Genomic DNA, 16,752 nt, shown 5'->3' with positions numbered 1-16,752 from the left:
CCGGGGGTGATCCCACCCTCGGCGAAGATTTTTCCCGGCTTCTTCCGTCTCAGCCCAGGGCGTCGTTGCAGCGCTGGCAGGTGCCGGGGTGCTTGTGCGTGCCCACGTCCGGCAGGACCTTCCAGCAGCGTTCGCACTTCTGGCCCTTCGCGGGTTCGAACTGCACCGCCACTTCGGGCACGTCGGCCAGTCGGAAGGCATCCTCCGGCGCGGGCTTGGTCGACAGCCAGATGCACGAGGTGATGCAGAGCTCCTCGAACTTCACCGTCTCCAGAAGCTGCATCATCACGGGCGTCACGAAGACTGTCGGCGCGGCCTCCAGGCTCGACCCGATCACCTTGGCCGTCCGCTGCACCTCCAGTGCGCCCGTCACCACGCGCCGAACCTCGCGCACCTTGTCCCACTTCGCGGCCAGCGTCGGGTCCAGCCAGGCCTTCGGCGTCTCGGGGAAGTCGACCAGGTGGACCGAGCTTTCCTCGCCCGGGAACCGCTCCAGCCAGACCTCCTCCATCGTGAAGACCAGGACCGGGGCCAGCCAGGTGGTCAGCCGGTGGAACAGGATGTCCATCACCGTCCGGCAGGACCGCCGGGTCAGGCTGTCCGCCGGGTCGCAGTAGAGGCTGTCCTTGCGGATGTCGAAATAGACCGCCGAGAGGTCCGTGGTGCAGAAGGTGAACAGCTTCTGGAACACGCCCTGGAAGTCGTACTTCGCATAGCCCTCGCGCACCTCGGCGTCGAGTTCGGCCAGCCGGTGCAGGATGAACCGTTCGCCTTCCGGCATGTCGGCATAGTCCACCCGCTCCGCCTCGGTGAACCCGGCCAGCGCACCCAGCATGTAGCGCATGGTGTTCCGCAGCCGGCGATAGCTGTCGGCGACCCCTTTCAGGATCTCCTTCCCGATGCGCAGGTCCACCGTGTAGTCCGACTGCGCCACCCAAAGCCGCAGGATGTCGGCCCCGTATTCGCCGATTACCTCCTGCGGGGCCACGGTATTGCCAAGCGACTTGGACATCTTCATGCCCTTCTCGTCCAGCGTGAACCCGTGCGTCAGCACGCCCCTGTACGGCGCCCGCCCCTTGGTCCCGCAGGCCTGCAGCATCGAGGAATGGAACCACCCGCGATGCTGGTCGGTGCCTTCCAGGTAGAGGTCCGCCAGCCCGTCCGGGCTGCCGTCCTCTCGGTCGCGCAACACGAAGGCGTGGGTCGAGCCAGAGTCGAACCAGACGTCCAGCACGTCATAGACCTGTTCATAATCCTGCGGATTCACGATGCCGTCGAGCACCCGCTCCTTGAATCCTTGCACATACCAAACATCCGCGCCCTCGGCCTCGAACGCCGCCTTGATCCGCGCGTTGACCTCGGCGTTCTTCAGAAGGAAGTCCGCGTCCGTCGGCAGAGCCCCCTTCTTCACGAAGCAGGTCAGCGGCACGCCCCAGGCGCGCTGGCGGCTCAGCACCCAATCCGGCCGTGCCTCGATCATAGAATGCAGCCGGTTGCGCCCGGTGGAGGGCGTCCACTCCACCAGCTGATTGATCGAATTCAGCGCCCGTTTGCGGATCGTGTCGCCATAGGTCGACATCCCGTCGTCCAGCGCCCGGTCGATCGCCACGAACCACTGCGGCGTGTTGCGGTAGATGACCGGCGCCTTGGACCGCCAGGAATGCGGATAGGAATGCTTCAGCTTCGCCTTGGCGAACAGCGCCCCCGAATAGGCCAGCTGCTTGATGACCGACACATTCGCCGGCCCCTCCTTGCCGTCCGGAGTGATGATGTGCTGCCCGCCGAACAAGGGCAGGTTGGCCCGATACGACCCATCCGCCTCGACGTTGTAGGTCATCGGCAGCCCGAACTTCACGCCCAGCTGATAGTCGTCATCGCCGTGGCTGGGGGCCGTATGCACGAAGCCCGTCCCCGCATCGTCGGTGACATGATCCCCGGGCAGCATCGGGACGTCATAGTCCCACTCGCCCTCGCCACCCTCGACACCCCGGAACGGGTGCGCCATGACCATGCCCTTCAGGTCAGCTGCCGAGACATCGCCCAGACGCCGAACCATCTCCGGCCCGACGAGCTTGGCCTGCCCGAACACCGCATCTGCCAGCTTGTCGGCGACGATCACGCGATGCCCGATGGTCGCGCTGCTGTCCTCCGGCCGCCCGATGACCTCATAGAGTCCGTAGGCGATCTCCGGCCCGAAGGCCACCGCCCGGTTCTGCGGGATAGTCCAAGGCGTCGTCGTCCAGATCACCACGTCCGTCGGCGTCTTGGTGAACAGCGCATCCCCATGGATCACGCGGAACCGCACCCAGACCTGATGGCTGGTATGGTCGTGATACTCCACCTCCGCCTCGGCCAAGGCGGTCTTCTCGACCGGAGACCACATCACCGGCTTCGACCCCTGGTAGAGCGTCCCGTTCATCAGGAAGGTCATGAACTCGTCCGCGATCACGGCCTCCGCGTGATAGTCCATCGTCAGGTACGGACGGTCCCACTTCCCCGTCACCCCAAGACGCTTGAACTCCTCGCGCTGGACGTCGATCCAGCCCTCGGCGAACTTGCGGCACTCCTGACGGAAGGCGACCGTGTCCACGTCGTCCTTGTTCAGCCCCTTGGCGCGGTATTGCTCCTCGATCTTCCACTCGATCGGCAGGCCATGACAGTCCCAGCCCGGCACGTACCGCGCATCGCGGCCCATCATCTGCTGCGACCGCACCACCATGTCCTTCAAGACCTTGTTCAGCGCATGGCCGATGTGCAGGTGCCCATTGGCATACGGGGGGCCATCGTGCAGCACGAAGGGCGCCCGGCCCTTGGCGTTCTCCCGCAGCCGGTCATAGACCCCGATCCGCTCCCACCGCGCCAGCCATTCCGGCTCGCGCTGGGGCAGGCCCGCCCGCATCGGGAAGGCGGTCTCGGGCAGGAAGACGGTGTCACGGTAGTCGACGGGAGCGGCGGTATCGGCGCACATGGGAGGGGAACCTCAAAGGATCAGGGGCAGGTCGGCCCGGACAGGGCCAGCGGCAAGACGACGAACCCGGCCGGGCCTCAGCCCGCCGGGCAAGTAATTCGCGCCGGATGAATCCACCACATCTGCATGGGCGGCCTTATAGACAAAGGCCCATCAAGGGTCCAGCCCGAGCAAATGCCTTTCACCTGGCAGCAAATATCCTCGGGGGGTTTGGGGGGCGAAGCGCCCCCATCCGCCGAGGAGGAGGGCGTCAAGCCCCGACGACGAGACAAAAGGCTCGCGCGTCAGCGCTCAATCTGAAAACCTCCCCGCGCCAAGGAGAAGCTGGGGACTGGCCAACCCGGAACGCCCTTGGACCAAGCGCGCGATCCGCCCCGGGGGCGACAGGGTAAACCTTTCCTGAACGGCCACAGCCAAGCCCATGATTTCATTCAACTGGACCTCTTCGTCCTGCGTGGACACGGCTGGACAGGCCCAGGCCGACCTGCCAATCTGATCCCATGAAATTTCCGTCCCTCAACGTTCTCGGCGCGCCTCTGGAGTCATGCTCGACCGACCCGGTCACAGGCTTCTTCCGGGACGGCTGCTGCAACACCGGCCCGCTCGACCGTGGCCTCCACACCGTCTGCGCGCTCATGACGGCCGAGTTCCTTGCCCTGTCGAAATACCTCGGCAACGACCTCTCCACCCCGCGGCCCGAATACGGTTTCCAGGGCCTGAAGCCCGGCGACCAGTGGTGCCTCTGCGCCGCCCGCTTCCTTCAGGCGCACGAGGAAGGCGCGGCCCCCAAGGTCCGCCTTGCCGCAACGCACCAGGCGACGCTCGAGATCGTGCCCATCGACATCCTGCGGCAATACGCCACCGACTGACCGGCTGGACTCCGCCCCCCGCCAGCGCAAACGTGGCGCATGGTCCCGCCCCGCTTCGCCATCACCGAAGACCAGATCGCGCGCGTCGTGGCGACCTTCTACGCCTGCATCCGCGAACATCCCGGCCTTGGCCCGGTCTTCGCCGCACATGTGCAGGACTGGCCCGCGCACGAGGCGAAGATCATCCGCTTCTGGAAGAACGCGATCCTGCACGAACGCAGCTATGAGGGGAACCCGCTGGCGGTCCACCGCGCGGCCGGGAATGTCCGGATGGGCATGTTCGACGTCTGGCTCGGGCTCTTCGACAGGGTGCTCCGGCTGGAACTTCCGCCCGAAACGGCTGGCGCCTGGTCGCTCCTGGCCCACCGGATCGGTCGGGGCCTGATGTTCGGGATGCAGGGCGCCGACGGCGCGCCGCCCTCACTTCGCTGAAACGACGGCCCCGGCTGCGGCCTGGGGCATCGGTCGAACGGCGCCATCGTCGCGCATCAGGTCCTCGATGAACAGCGACAGAAGCTGCGACCGCCCGCTGACCCCGGCCTTGCGGTAGATCGCATTCGTCTGCGCCTTCACCGTGCCCTCGGACGTCGACCTGAGCGACGCGATCTCGGACGTCGACATCCCCTTGATCGCGAACAGCGCCACATCCTTCTCGGACGGGGTCAGGCCCCATTCCGCGAACCGTTCCTCGAGCAGGTCCATGAAGGCCCCCGAGGCGCGACGCAGCTGTTCCTCGGCCTTGTGCCGTTCGCGCAGCGCGCGGCGCAGCATCATGCCGCCGATCACGACGCCCAGGATCAGGCCGAAGGCAGCCCCGATCTCCAGAAGCTCGCGCATCTCCCAGCTGATCGGGGTGGTCTGGAATCCGAAGAAGGACGACAGGATATCGGATACGAAGAAGAACGCACAAAGCGCCTGGATCACGAAGATCGCGATGAAGGGAGCGGCACGCCTCACAGCAGGGCCTTAGCAACTTCCGCCGGTTCAGGGTCAGTCGTCATCATCATCGTCGTCGTCGTCATCGTCACTGTCGTCGCCGCCACCGCTACCACTGCTGCCACCACTACCGCTATTGTCGCCGCCGCCTTTTCCACTGTGGTCATCGTCGTCGTCGTCATCGTCGTCGTCGTGCCCGCTGCCGCCGCTCCCCTTGCCGGAGTTGTCCTCGATGATCTCGACGTTGCCCTTGCCACCGGATTTCGGGCTCCAGAGGTCGCGCAGGATCTCGCCCGTCCTGGGATTGACGATGATCTCACGCGATCCGTCCGCGCGGGACGCGACGATCCGCACCCGTCCCAGAAGCGTGCGTTCAGTCACGACCGAGCGGAAGCCCTGCCGCCGCAACTGGCCGACGATATCGTCCACCAGCCCTTGCGCCAAAGCGGGTCCCGCAAGCGCGACACCCGCCACCAGCCCGGAAAGAAACGCCCGGCGTTTCATGTTCCACCCCATCCAGGTTCAGATCGACTATGCGACATGGCTTGGGCCCCGGCAAGACCGGGGCCCGCAACGCAGGTCAGAGGCCGACCTCAGTTGTCATCGTCGTCGTCATCATCGTCATCGTCGTCATCATCGTCGTCATGGCCCGAGCCATGGCTCGAGTCATCGTCATCGTCGTCGTCATCATCATCGTCGTCATGGTCCGAACCGTGGCTCGAGTCATCGTCATCATCATCGTCGTCATCATCGTCGTCATGATCCGGCCCGTGATCGTCGTCATCGTCGCCGTCCTCGAAGTCGCGGTTGACCGTGCGCACCTGCGAGCCGGTGCGGTTCGCATCGTCGGCATCGGCCGCCTCTTCTTCCTGCTTGATGATCTCGCCGGTCGCATTGCTGTAGATGACTTCAACCTGGCGACCATTCTTGATCGCTTCGACCTTGGTCTGCGTCAGGCCGACCTTCACCTCCACGAAGGTGAAGCCCTTGGCCAGGTAATCTTCGGCAAGCTTGTTGCCATCGATCGCGGCGAAGGCGGCGCCGGCGGTCAGGGCCAGCGCGGCGGTGTAGGTCAGAAGTTTGGTTCTCAGCTTCATCACTGTCTCCTCGGTTTGCGGTTCCAGCTCGTCCAGGGGCCGCATGACCACCGTCGAGAGCATGGGGAGGATGAAGCCGCACCCCGGACCCTCTTGCCATTGCACGGCGGTTTAGACGAGGGGGCCTAGGCCGACGGTTTGGGGGAATAAACCCAGGTTTAGGGGAATTCCGGGGGAGAAGGGCGCGAGTGTCCTGGGCCGGTGCAGCGGCAGGCGGTACGCGGCCCCGAATCGCGCAAAGGAAACGGCCCGCGGCGGGGGAGCCACGGGCCGGTTTCTGCCGGAAGTTTAGGTCGCGTCAGACCTTCATCTGCACGCCAAGGTGCTTGGCCACGGTGAAGATGTCCTTGTCTCCCCGGCCACACATGTTCATCACGATGATCTGGTCCTTGGGCAGGGTCGGGGCCAGCTTCATCACCTGCGCCAGGGCGTGCGACGGCTCGAGCGCCGGGATGATTCCCTCCAGCTTGCAGCAGAGCTGGAAGGCCTCCAGCGCCTCGGCGTCCGTGATGCTGACATATTCCGCCCGGCCCACGTCATGCAGCCAGGCATGTTCCGGGCCGATGCCCGGATAGTCGAGGCCCGCGCTGATCGAGAAGCCTTCCAGGATCTGCCCGTCCGTGTCCTGCAGAAGGTAGGTCCGGTTGCCGTGCAGCACGCCCGGACGCCCGCCGGTGAGCGAGGCGCAATGCTCCATCCGGTCATCGACGCCCTTGCCGCCCGCTTCGACGCCCACGATCCGCACCGACTTGTCGTCGAGGAAGGGGTAGAAGAGGCCCATCGCGTTCGAGCCGCCGCCGATGGCCGCGACCACGACGTCCGGCAGGCGGCCCTCGCCTTCCTGCTCGGCCAGCTGCCAGCGGACTTCCTTGCCGATGATCGACTGGAAGTCGCGCACCATCGCCGGATAGGGATGCGGTCCGGCCACCGTGCCGATGCAGTAGAAGGTGTCGCGGACGTTGGTCACCCAATCCCGCAGTGCGTCGTTCATCGCGTCCTTCAGCGTGCCGCGACCGCTGGTCACCGGGATCACCTCGGCGCCGAGGAGCTTCATGCGGAACACGTTCGGCGCCTGGCGTTCGACGTCATGCGCGCCCATGTAGACGACGCATTTCAGTCCGAACTTCGCGCAGACCGTCGCCGTCGCCACCCCGTGCTGGCCCGCGCCGGTTTCCGCGATGATCCGGGTCTTGCCCATCCGCCGCGCCAGGATGATCTGGCCCAGCACGTTGTTGATCTTGTGCGCGCCCGTGTGGTTCAGCTCGTCGCGCTTCATGTAGACCTTGGCACCGCCCAGGTGCTCGGTCAGCCGCGGCGCGAAGTAGAGGGGCGAGGGCCGACCGACGTAGTGCTTCCACAGATCGTCCATCTCGGCCCAGAAGGTCGGGTCGGTCTTGGCGTGGTTGTAGCGCTCTTCCAGCTCCAGGATCAGCGGCATCAGGGTTTCCGACACGAACCGCCCGCCGAAGAGGCCAAAGCGCCCCGCCTCGTCCGGTCCCGTCATGAAGCTGTTCAACCCGTCCTCGGCCATGATCCGTCCCCTTTGTCCGTTCCCCCCGATGTAGCGCCCAAAGGCTGCTTGGGAAAGGCCTCACTGCGCCGGTTGAGGTGCCGCGCGGAAGGTGCGGGCAATCGTCAGGTAGCCCAGGCCGCAGGCGAGCACGCCAATGGCCAGGGGCAGGTAGAAGTCGAAGCCCAGGTACAGAAGCGCCGCCCCGGCCAGGCACGAGAGGCAAGTGCCAAGGTCCCAGCCGCCCTCGGCGACGATGTGGAACCGCAAGGGGCATGGCGACTGGCGGGCCAGGTTGTAGACGCGGGCGTTGAAGGCTGTGGCGTAAAGCGGCCAGGCCAGCGCCGCCGCGGCATTGGCGGCGACCGCAAGGACTGGGACCGGCCAGCCGAAAAGCCGCGCCAAGGCCGCGACGCCCAGGGCCGCAAAGCCGATCTGTGCCGCGCCAAGACCACGCCCAAGGTCGATGGCCCGGCCCAGGAACAGCCCGCCGACGGCCCCCACCAGCCCGCTCAAGGCCATCGCACCTCCGAAGGCCGCGTAGTTCGAGCCGAGCGTCAGGAACAGCGCGATCAGCCAGGTGAAGTGGAACGACCCGCTGCGAAGCCCATCGGCGAACAGGATCGTCCGCGCCGCCACCTGCGCCTCGCGCGGCATCTCGGCCTTGTCCGCAACCGCCAGCTCCGGCCCCAGAAGCACCGGCACCGTCGACAGCGCCATCGCCACCGCGACCGTGCCGAAGGCGACCTCGGGCGAAAAGGCGGTCAGCAGAAGCCCCGTCACCGCCGGGGCCAGGATGCCCATGCCCATCCCGATCAGCTCGATCGCACTGGTCTGCTTGCCGCGTGCATGGGTGTCGCCCATCAGCGCGACGTAGGAATGGTAGGTCGTCCAGTAAAGCGAGCTGCTGAATGCCCACAAGGCCAGGTAGGCGAACAGAAGCCAGCCTGTCCCGGTGATCTGCGACAGGATCGGGTAGGTCGCCGCCTCGGCCAGGATCGCCACCACCAGCGCGCGGCGCAGGCCGACGCGGCGGACCAGGGGCAGGACAAGCTGGCGAAAGATCATCCGGCTGCCGAACATCGCCCCGATGGCCAGAAGCACCAGCGGCGCCGGGATCCCCTCTTTCAGCAGGTAGACGAAGGCAAAGGCCTCGCCGCCATAGGAGGCAAAGGCCTGCAGGCCGGCATGGACATAGACCAGGTTGAAGCTGCGGTTCGAGAAGTAGCCCAAGATGGATCAGCCCGCCGCCGCGACGAAGGCGGCGATCTTGCCCCCATCCTTCATCCCCGGCGCGCTTTCCACGCCGCTGGCCACATCGACCTGCCGCGCGCCGGTGCGCTGGATCGCCTGGGCCACGTTGTCGGGCGTCAGCCCCCCGGCCAGCATCCAGGGCTTCAGCCACTTGCGCCCGACCAGAAGCCGCCAGTCGAAGGTCAGCCCGTTGCCCCCCGGCAGCACTGCGCCCTTGGGGGCCTTCGCATCCACCAGGATCTGGTCCGACACCAGCTGATAGTCGAGGAGAGATGCAAGGTCCGCCTCCTCGGCCACGCCGATCACCTTCATCACCGGCAGACCGTAGCGTGCCTTGATCTCGGCCACCCGGGCCGGGGTCTCGTGGCCGTGCAACTGCAGCATGTCCAGGGGAACTTCGGCCACGATCGCGTCCAGCGTCGCGTCATCGGCATCCACCACCAGAGCCACCTTGCACAACCCGTCCGGTGCAGCCAGCGCAAGCTTGTGCGCCTCGGCGGGCGTCACATAGCGCGGCGACTTCAGGAAGAAGTTGAACCCGGCATAGGCGGCCCCGGCCTTGGCCACGGCAGCGACGTCCTCGGGCGTCTTCAGCCCGCAGATCTTGACCCTGACGTCGCCCATCAACGCTTTTCCAGCAGCGCCAGGACCTCGTCCTTCGGAGGGACCGAGGTGGAATCCTTCAGCACCGCCAGCTCCCGCTCCAGCCGGGCGACCTCACGCGATTTCTGGCTGGCGGTGGCGCGGTGGCCGTATTCGCGGAACCATTCCCAGACGAAGCCGATCAGCACGCCCGCGATGATGCCCGCGAAGATCACCAGGAACAGCGGCAGCTCCATCGCCCAGGTCAGCCCGGTCAGCGCCGCCAGGTCATCCGGAAGCAGCCGGACCGAAACCGGCGCGCGGTTGGCCAAGGCGACGGTCAGCAGCGCCAGGCCCAGAAGCACCAGCAGGAGAATGCGAAGATAACGGATCATGTCAGCGCCCCCAGGGGTTCGGGTGCACTATCGGTCCGATCCCGACCGGGCGCAAGGCAAAGGGGGGTTACTTGCCGTTCAGACGGTCGCGCAGAAGCTTGCCGGTCTTGAAGAACGGCACCTTCTTGTCGTCGACCTTCACCGCCTCGCCCGTGCGGGGGTTGCGCCCCACACGCGCGTCGCGGGCCTTGACCGAGAAGGCACCGAAGCCCCGCAACTCGACCCGGTCGCCCTTGGCCAAGGCCTCGATGATTTCCTCGAAGACCGTGTTGACGATCCGCTCGACGTGACGCTGGGTCAAATGCGGATTCTCATCCGCGATCTTCTGGATCAGTTCCGAACGGATCATCCGTAGTCCCCCCTGTGGTTCGGTCCCTGGCAGGCGACCGCCACGCTGTTGTTCTCGCACGACTATAGCGACAGGATTTGTGTTCGGGCAAACAAAAACCGGAAGCCTTCCCGGCAAATGCAACCGGTCCCGCCGCGGGCGGGACCAGCTTTTTCAACCCTGCGCTGCCCAAGGGTCAGCCATGCTCGCCCTTCGCGCCGCCGCGCGTCTTCCACAGCGAGAAGAGCACACCGCCCATCAGAAGCACCAGGGTCACCGACAGGCTCAGCGAGGCGGGCACCTTGCCGTCCCAGATCAGGTCGCCCAGGAAGATCTTCGCGCCGATGAAGACCAGCACCATCGCCAGGGCGTATTTCAGATAGTGGAACCGGTGCACCATCGCGGCCAGCGCGAAGTACAGCGCCCGCAGGCCCAGGATCGCGAAGATGTTCGAGGTGTAGACGATGAACGGGTCGGGCGTGATGGCGAAGATCGCCGGCACGCTGTCGATGGCGAAGACCAGGTCCGCAACCTCGACCAGGATCAGACACAGGAACAGCGGCGTGGCAAAGCGCACCAGCTTGCCCGTGGCCGGGTCGGGTGCCTTCACGAAGAAGGACTGACCGTGCAGGTCGTCGGTGACCCGCATCCGCTTCTTCAGGAACTTCAGAACCGGGTTGTTGGCGATGTCGGGCTTGGCGTCCATCATCCAGACCATCTTGATCCCGGTCAGGATCAGGATCACGGCGAAGAAATACATGATCCAGGAAAACTGCATGACCAGGGCCGCACCCAGGCCGATCATGATCGCGCGCAGCACGATCACCCCCAGGATGCCCCAGAACAGCACCCTGTGCTGGTACATGCGCGGCACGGCGAAATAGGCGAAGATCATCGAGATGATGAACACGTTGTCCATCGCCAGCGTCTTCTCGACAAGGTAGCCGGTCAGATACAGCTGCACCGCCGTCCAAGCCCGGTCTTCGGGCGTGGCGGCCCCGGCGATCTGCGGATCGATGGCGCCCGCGTTCCCGTAGGTCAGGTAGATGAAATAGACCGCGACGGACCAGGCCAGGCCAAGCCCGATGTACAGTGTCGACAGCTTCAGGCTTTCGGCCACTCCGATCTCGTGCGCCTCGCGGTTCAGGACCCCCAGGTCCAAGACCAGAAGCGCCAGAACGACGAAGATGAAGACCAGCCACACCCAGACCGGCATGCCCAGCCACAAGGCTGCAAGAAACTCCATGAAGACCCCATACCCGGCGCGCTTTTGCGATGTCCGACATCGCGCGCCTGCCGGAACGGCTGCGCCAGAGGGGCCCGGACGCGCCCGAGATAGGAAGCATGGGCAGGGGTTCAACCCCCAAATGCAAACGGCCCCGCTTGTGGCGGGGCCGCTGCTTCCGTTTGTCGCGGAGCCTTAGCCGCGGTCCTTCAGGGCCGCGCCCAGGATGTCGCCCAGCGAGGCGCCCGAATCGGACGAGCCATACTGTTCGACTGCTTCCTTCTCTTCGGCGATCTCGCGCGCCTTGATCGACAGGCCCAGCTTGCGGGTCTTCGGGTCGATGTTGGTCACGCGGACGTCGACGTGGTCGCCCACCTGGAAGCGCTCGGGGCGCTGGTCGGCACGGTCGCGGGCCAGGTCCGAGCGGCGAATGAACGACTTGGCGCCGTTGTATTCCACCTCGATCCCGCCTTCCTCGATCGCGGTCACGGTCACGGTGATCACCGCGCCGCGCTTCACGCCGTCAACCGCATCGGTGAAGGTGTCGTCGCCCAGAGCCTTGATCGAGAGCGAGATACGCTCTTTCTCGACGTCCACTTCGGTGACGGCGGCCTTGACCGTGTCGCCCTTGCGGTAGTTCTGGATGGCTTCCTCGCCGCGCTGGTCCCAGGACAGGTCCGAGAGGTGCACCATCCCGTCGATGTCGTTGTCGAGGCCGACGAACAGACCGAATTCGGTGATGTTCTTGACTTCGCCTTCGATCGCCGACCCGACCGGGTGGGTTTCCGCAAAGACTTCCCACGGGTTGCGCTGGGTCTGCTTCAGGCCAAGCGAAACGCGACGCTTGGCGCTGTCGATTTCCAGCACCATGACGTCGACTTCCTGAGAGGTCGAGACGATCTTGCCGGGGTGCACGTTCTTCTTGGTCCAGGACATTTCCGAGACGTGAACCAGGCCCTCGACGCCGGCTTCCAGCTCCACGAAGGCGCCGTAGTCGGTGATGTTCGTGACGCGGCCTTTGTGGACCGTGCCGATCGCATACATCTTCTCGACGGCATCCCACGGATCGGACTGGAGCTGCTTCATGCCCAGGCTGATGCGGTGGGTTTCCTTGTTGATCTTGATGACCTGAACCTTGACGGTCTCGCCGATCGACAGGATTTCCGACGGGTGGTTGACGCGGCGCCAGGCCATGTCGGTGACGTGCAAGAGGCCGTCCACACCGCCGAGGTCAACGAAGGCACCGTATTCGGTGATGTTCTTGACCACGCCGTCGACGACTTGACCTTCGGTCAGGTTGCCGATGACTTCGGCGCGCTGTTCGGCACGCGACTCTTCCAGGATCGCGCGGCGCGAGACAACGATGTTGCCGCGGCGACGGTCCATCTTCAGGATCTGGAACGGCTGCTTCATGCCCATCAGCGGGCCAGCGTCACGCACCGGGCGGACGTCGACCTGCGAACCGGGAAGGAAGGCGACTGCGCCACCCAGGTCGACCGTGAAGCCGCCCTTGACGCGACCGAAGATCGCGCCATCGACGCGCTGCTCGGCGGCATAGGCCTTTTCCAGACGGTCCCAGGCTTCTTCGCGGCGAGCTTTCTCGCGGGAGATCTGAGCCTCACCACGGGCGTTCTCGACGCGGTCCAGGTAGACCTCGACGGTGTCGCCCACGTTGATGTTGGGCTGCTCGCCGGGGTTCGCGAATTCCTTGAGGTCGATGCGGCCTTCCATCTTGTAGCCGACATCGATGATGGCCTGGCCCGCCTCGATGGCGATGACCTTGCCTTTGACGACAGTGCCCTCTTCGGGGGTGTCGATCTCGAAGCTCTCCTTCAGAAGGGCTTCGAAGTCTTCCATGCTTGCTTTAGCGCACATATAGATCAGTTTCCTTTTCACGTGTTTTCACTGGCCATGCGGTTGGCTCCGCCGGTCTTGGCCCCGAACGAAAATACACGACCGGCCGGAAAACCGGCGGACGTGAGTCCTTTCAGGATGCGGGGCCTATAGCCCCATCACCGGGCCCTGGCAAGGAAAACCCGGCCTACACCGCCGGGACACTCCCCCGCCGCCGTGCCGTCCGCCGATCCAGCTCGGCATTGATCTCGGCACCGACCAGCACCATCACGGTCGACAGCCAGATCCACAGCATCAGCACCACCACGGCGGCCAGCGAGCCATAGGTCTCGTCATAGCTGCCGAAATTCGTCACGTACCAGCCCAGACCGGCCGAGGCGAGGATCAGGCCGATCGCCGCCACGACGGCACCCGGGGTGATCCAGGCCCATTCGGCATCCGGCCGGTCCGGCGCCCAGTAGTAGATCGCCGCCAGCACCCCCAGAAGCAGCGCCAGCATCACCGGCCAGCGCAGCGCAAGCAGCAGCGACTCGCCGACCGGGCCAAGCTGGTCGACCAGGAAGGGCAGCGCCGCCACCAGGGCGCCCAGCACGATCACCAGCGCAATCGCCCCCAGGGTGAAGGCCAGCGCCACGAGGTTCAGCTGCACGAACCCCCGCGTTTCCTTTACATCATAGGCGATCCCCAGTGCCTCGATCAGCGCCTTGGTGCCGCCATTGGCCGACCAGAGCGCGATGACCAGCGCGACCAGCGCGGTCAGGGACAGCGTGTCATTGGCCTTGCCCGAAATCCGCGTGGCCTGGTCGGTGATCAGCGTCGAAGCCTCTTCGGGCAGGACCGAGGTCACGGGGTCCAGCAATCTGGGCACGTCGGCCGGGTCGAGGACCAGTCCGAAGACCGAGATCAGCGCGGTGATCGCCGGCACGATGGCCAGAAGCGCATAGAACGTCACCCCACCCGAGACGGCCAGAACACGGTCGCGGAGGATCTCGTCCTTCACATCGCGAAGAAAGTCCCAAAGATCGGCCAGGGATCGGATCGGCGTCGGCATCGGCAGGCTCCTTTTCAGGGAAACCCGCCAGGCGCTATCAAGTTCCGGCCAGCCGCGCCTTCACCACCGTAACCGCTGCCGCCACCGCAGCGTCGATGTCCAGGTCCGAGGTATCGATCAGCACCGCATCCTCGGCGGGTTTCAACGGGGCATCCTGGCGCCCCATGTCGCGCGCATCGCGCTCCTTCACCTCGGCCAGGACGCGCGCCTCGTCGCCGCCAAGCTCCAGCCAGCGGCGATGCGCGCGGACTTCCGGGGTCGCGGTGACATAAAGCTTCACCTCCGCCTCGGGGCAGATCACGGTGCCGATGTCGCGGCCGTCCAGGACCGCCCCGCCCTCGGACCGGGCGAACCGACGCTGGAACTCCACCAGCGCTGCCCGCACTTCGGGCAAGGCCGCGACCCGGCTCGCCGCCTGCCCTGCCTCCAGCGTGCGAAGGTCGTCCCGCGCCAGATCCGCAGGACCTAGGTCCCGCGCCGCCGCAACCGGGTCGCCGCCCTTGACCCCCACCGCGCGGTAGAGAAGCCCCGTATCCAGATGACGGAAACCGAAATGCTGCGCGACGGCACGGCTGATCGTGCCCTTCCCCGCCGCAGCCGGCCCGTCGATTGCCACCGTGAAGATCATCTTTGCCCTTGCGCCCGCCCCTCGGATGCCACAGGCCACCTAAGAGGAAATGCGCAAAGCGGGAAGCGATTTCTGCATCTGGCGGCCTCGACTACAGGGGCGAAGGTCGTCGCGTTGGCATCTCTCAGCCCGTCAATGGGCGACAAACCCTTGAAAAGCCTTGTCTGCAGTCTGCCGACACAAGCATTTTCGGCGATTTCCGCTTGGATTCGCACCGCGGTTTCCTTATCTTCACGGCTGCGACGTTATCTTTTCGACCACTGTCTCCGACCATCGGCCACAGCAATCGACTACAAGCTGACGGGGCCAAGCCGCTGCATTCCGCGGGCGGTACTTTGACAGGAGACTTCACGATGGCCAAGGGCACCGTGAAATGGTTCAACGAAACCAAGGGTTATGGTTTCATCGCGCCGGAAGGCGGGAAGAAGGACGTGTTCGTCCACATCACCGCGCTTGAGCGTGCTGGCCTGCGTGGCCTGAAGGACGGCCAGGCCGTGACCTTCGACATCGAAGCCGGTCGTGACGGCCGCGAAAGCGCGACCAACCTGGCGCTGGCGTAAGCCAATCCGGGGGCGGTCCGGGTTCGCGCCCGCCCCCGACCCTTTCAGTTCATTGTCAGCGCGGCCCGATCGCGTAGCACGTGGTCGAAGCCGATGCGAAAGCTTGCTTCCGACACGTCACCGGGCAGACAGACCGCCGTGCGGCGTCCCAGAGGATAGGCCGGCACGTCGAAGTCCTGGCTGACCAGCATGACCCGCATCTTGGCATCGCCGGCGATCAACGCGGCAATCGCCTGCTCGGCACCCGCGGTGCCCCCGAAGCCGTCGCAGTCCATCACGAAAAGATCGTATCCGAACGGATCTTCCAGGATCGCGCCGACCGCCTCGGCCGGGTCGTCGCTCAGGTCCACGAGGCATCCGTAATCGGCAAGGCGCCGCGCCGTGGGTCCGGCGGAGTGGTCGCTGAGAAGCATGACTCGCACACCAAGCGTGTGCTGTTTAACCTGCTGGCGGCCGGTCTGAATGAAAGTCTGCACGTGCACTCCTCCACTACCTTCTGCCAATCTCGTCGAACAATGCGGAGAGCATTCGCCTGAATAAAGGAAACTTGCAGGAAAAACTACCGAACTGCGCCACATTCAAGCCAAGGTTGCCGGCGCCTGGCATGAACTCCGCGCTCAGGTTGCAAGACTCACCCCCCAAGACGCGGATGTACCCATGCTGATGCTGTTAACCTATTCTGAGGCGAATTGCAGCCTTCAAATGGGCTGCGGCCTGATTCGCGGAAAGGGCGCGGGATGACTCTTCACACAAACATGACTTTCCTGGACCTCCGGCAGGACCTCGCTGCCGCTTTCCGCTGGACCGCGCGGCTTGGGCTCCACGAATCCGTGGCCAACCATTTCTCGCTTGCCGTGAACCCGGAAGGCACGCGATTCCTGATCAACCCGAACGGCCGCCACTTCAGTCGGATCACCGCCTCGTCGCTGGTCGAGATCGACGCCAACGACCCGTCCACGATGTCCCGCCCCGATGCGCCGGACCCGACGGCGTGGGGCCTGCACGGCTCGATCCACCGCGCCTGTCCCCACGCGGCCTGCGTCATGCATGTCCATTCCATCCATGCGACCGTGCTTGCCAGCCTTGCCGACAGCCGGCTTCCGGCAATCGACCAGAACACGGCCATGTTCCACAACCGCCACGTCGTCGACGAACACTACGGCGGCATGGCCTTCGAGGAAGAGGGCGCGCGCTGTGCCCAGCTTCTGGCCGACCCGAAGATCACCACGATGGTCATGGGCAACCACGGCGTCCTCGTCATCGGTCGGACCGTGGCCGAGACCTTCAACCGCCTCTACTACTTCGAACGCGCCGCCGAGACCTACATCCGCGCCCTGCAGACCGGCCAGCCGCTTCGCGTCCTGCCCGAGGCCATCGCTGAGAAGACCGCGCGCGAGTGGGAGGCCTACCCCGGATTTGCCGAGGCGCATCTGCGCGAGCTCCGCGCGATCCTGGACGCCGAAGACCCCGCTTACGCCCACTGACGTCGCGCTCC

18 protein-coding genes are annotated in these 16,752 nt (G+C 65.4%); 4 read left to right on the top strand and 14 right to left on the bottom strand.

Going from position 1 to position 16,752, the window contains the following annotated elements; translation table 11 throughout:
- Positions 1-49: 49 nt before the first annotated feature.
- Positions 50-2,968, bottom strand: coding sequence for an isoleucine--tRNA ligase (ileS, locus tag ACE3Q6_RS12940; protein ID WP_374432897.1), 2,919 nt, complete (start codon positions 2,966-2,968; stop codon positions 50-52).
- Positions 2,969-3,468: 500 nt separating this feature from the next.
- On the opposite strand from ileS, the gene ACE3Q6_RS12935 reads away from it, so the two are divergent.
- On the top strand, positions 3,469-3,837 hold the full coding sequence (locus ACE3Q6_RS12935) for a DUF2237 family protein (protein ID WP_374432895.1): 369 nt from the start codon (positions 3,469-3,471) through the stop codon (positions 3,835-3,837).
- Between the two features lie 39 nt (positions 3,838-3,876).
- Positions 3,877-4,269, top strand: a complete 393-nt coding sequence (locus tag ACE3Q6_RS12930) for a group III truncated hemoglobin (protein WP_374432893.1) — start codon at positions 3,877-3,879, stop codon at positions 4,267-4,269.
- Here the strand turns inward: ACE3Q6_RS12930 and ACE3Q6_RS12925 are convergent.
- The 12 genes from ACE3Q6_RS12925 to ACE3Q6_RS12870 all read right to left on the bottom strand — a co-directional run bounded on the left by ACE3Q6_RS12925 (position 4,258) and on the right by ACE3Q6_RS12870 (position 14,697).
- Positions 4,258-4,794 (bottom strand): helix-turn-helix transcriptional regulator, encoded by a 537-nt coding sequence (locus ACE3Q6_RS12925; RefSeq protein ID WP_374432890.1) that lies wholly within the window; start codon positions 4,792-4,794, stop codon positions 4,258-4,260. The two genes, ACE3Q6_RS12930 and ACE3Q6_RS12925, sit on opposite strands and share 12 nt — an antisense overlap.
- 33 nt (positions 4,795-4,827) lie before the next feature.
- Entirely contained in the window at positions 4,828-5,277 is a 450-nt protein-coding gene (locus ACE3Q6_RS12920; RefSeq protein WP_374432888.1) for a hypothetical protein, read from the bottom strand.
- A gap of 89 nt (positions 5,278-5,366) precedes the next feature.
- Positions 5,367-5,870, bottom strand: a complete 504-nt coding sequence (locus ACE3Q6_RS12915; protein ID WP_374432887.1) for a PepSY domain-containing protein — start codon at positions 5,868-5,870, stop codon at positions 5,367-5,369.
- 298 nt (positions 5,871-6,168) lie between these two features.
- A complete protein-coding gene (gene trpB / locus ACE3Q6_RS12910) occupies positions 6,169-7,401 on the bottom strand; it encodes a tryptophan synthase subunit beta (RefSeq protein ID WP_374432884.1) in 1,233 nt (410 codons plus the stop codon).
- Positions 7,402-7,461: 60 nt separating this feature from the next.
- The gene (locus ACE3Q6_RS12905) at positions 7,462-8,613 is read right to left on the bottom strand and encodes an MFS transporter (protein ID WP_374432882.1); all 1,152 of its coding nucleotides are present in this window, start codon (positions 8,611-8,613) and stop codon (positions 7,462-7,464) included.
- A gap of 6 nt (positions 8,614-8,619) precedes the next feature.
- On the bottom strand, positions 8,620-9,258 hold the full coding sequence (locus tag ACE3Q6_RS12900; protein ID WP_374432879.1) for a phosphoribosylanthranilate isomerase: 639 nt from the start codon (positions 9,256-9,258) through the stop codon (positions 8,620-8,622).
- The gene (locus ACE3Q6_RS12895) at positions 9,258-9,611 is read right to left on the bottom strand and encodes a LapA family protein (RefSeq protein ID WP_374432877.1); all 354 of its coding nucleotides are present in this window, start codon (positions 9,609-9,611) and stop codon (positions 9,258-9,260) included. Before ACE3Q6_RS12895 ends, ACE3Q6_RS12900 begins: the two co-directional genes overlap by 1 nt.
- A 67-nt stretch (positions 9,612-9,678) precedes the next feature.
- Positions 9,679-9,960 carry an integration host factor subunit beta gene (ihfB, locus tag ACE3Q6_RS12890; RefSeq protein WP_294983597.1) on the bottom strand — a complete coding sequence of 94 codons (282 nt, stop codon included), beginning with the start codon at positions 9,958-9,960 and terminating at the stop codon, positions 9,679-9,681.
- Positions 9,961-10,135: 175 nt separating this feature from the next.
- Positions 10,136-11,185, bottom strand: a complete 1,050-nt coding sequence (locus ACE3Q6_RS12885) for a TerC/Alx family metal homeostasis membrane protein (protein WP_374432872.1) — start codon at positions 11,183-11,185, stop codon at positions 10,136-10,138.
- Positions 11,186-11,359: 174 nt separating this feature from the next.
- Complete coding sequence (gene rpsA, locus ACE3Q6_RS12880) at positions 11,360-13,039, bottom strand: 30S ribosomal protein S1 (RefSeq protein ID WP_374432868.1); 1,680 nt, start codon at positions 13,037-13,039, stop codon at positions 11,360-11,362.
- Between the two features lie 166 nt (positions 13,040-13,205).
- On the bottom strand, positions 13,206-14,069 hold the full coding sequence (locus ACE3Q6_RS12875) for a YihY/virulence factor BrkB family protein (protein WP_374432865.1): 864 nt from the start codon (positions 14,067-14,069) through the stop codon (positions 13,206-13,208).
- Between the two features lie 37 nt (positions 14,070-14,106).
- A complete protein-coding gene (locus tag ACE3Q6_RS12870) occupies positions 14,107-14,697 on the bottom strand; it encodes a d(CMP) kinase (RefSeq protein WP_374432863.1) in 591 nt (196 codons plus the stop codon).
- A gap of 353 nt (positions 14,698-15,050) precedes the next feature.
- Between ACE3Q6_RS12870 and ACE3Q6_RS12865 the strand changes: the two genes are divergently transcribed.
- The gene (locus tag ACE3Q6_RS12865; protein WP_023665438.1) at positions 15,051-15,257 is read left to right on the top strand and encodes a cold-shock protein; all 207 of its coding nucleotides are present in this window, start codon (positions 15,051-15,053) and stop codon (positions 15,255-15,257) included.
- A gap of 44 nt (positions 15,258-15,301) precedes the next feature.
- Here the strand turns inward: ACE3Q6_RS12865 and ACE3Q6_RS12860 are convergent, their stop codons facing one another.
- A complete protein-coding gene (locus tag ACE3Q6_RS12860; RefSeq protein WP_374432858.1) occupies positions 15,302-15,733 on the bottom strand; it encodes a hypothetical protein in 432 nt (143 codons plus the stop codon).
- A gap of 279 nt (positions 15,734-16,012) precedes the next feature.
- On the opposite strand from ACE3Q6_RS12860, the gene ACE3Q6_RS12855 reads away from it, so the two are divergent.
- Positions 16,013-16,741: a class II aldolase and adducin N-terminal domain-containing protein gene (locus ACE3Q6_RS12855; protein WP_374432855.1), complete on the top strand. Its 729-nt coding sequence runs from the start codon at positions 16,013-16,015 to the stop codon at positions 16,739-16,741.
- Positions 16,742-16,752 lie beyond the last annotated feature (11 nt).

This window comes from Tabrizicola sp., assembly GCF_041913445.1.
Taxonomy (GTDB): Bacteria; Pseudomonadota; Alphaproteobacteria; order Rhodobacterales; family Rhodobacteraceae; genus Tabrizicola.
Note: the sequence above shows the minus strand (reverse complement) of the source record. Positions and strands in the feature narration are given on the sequence as shown.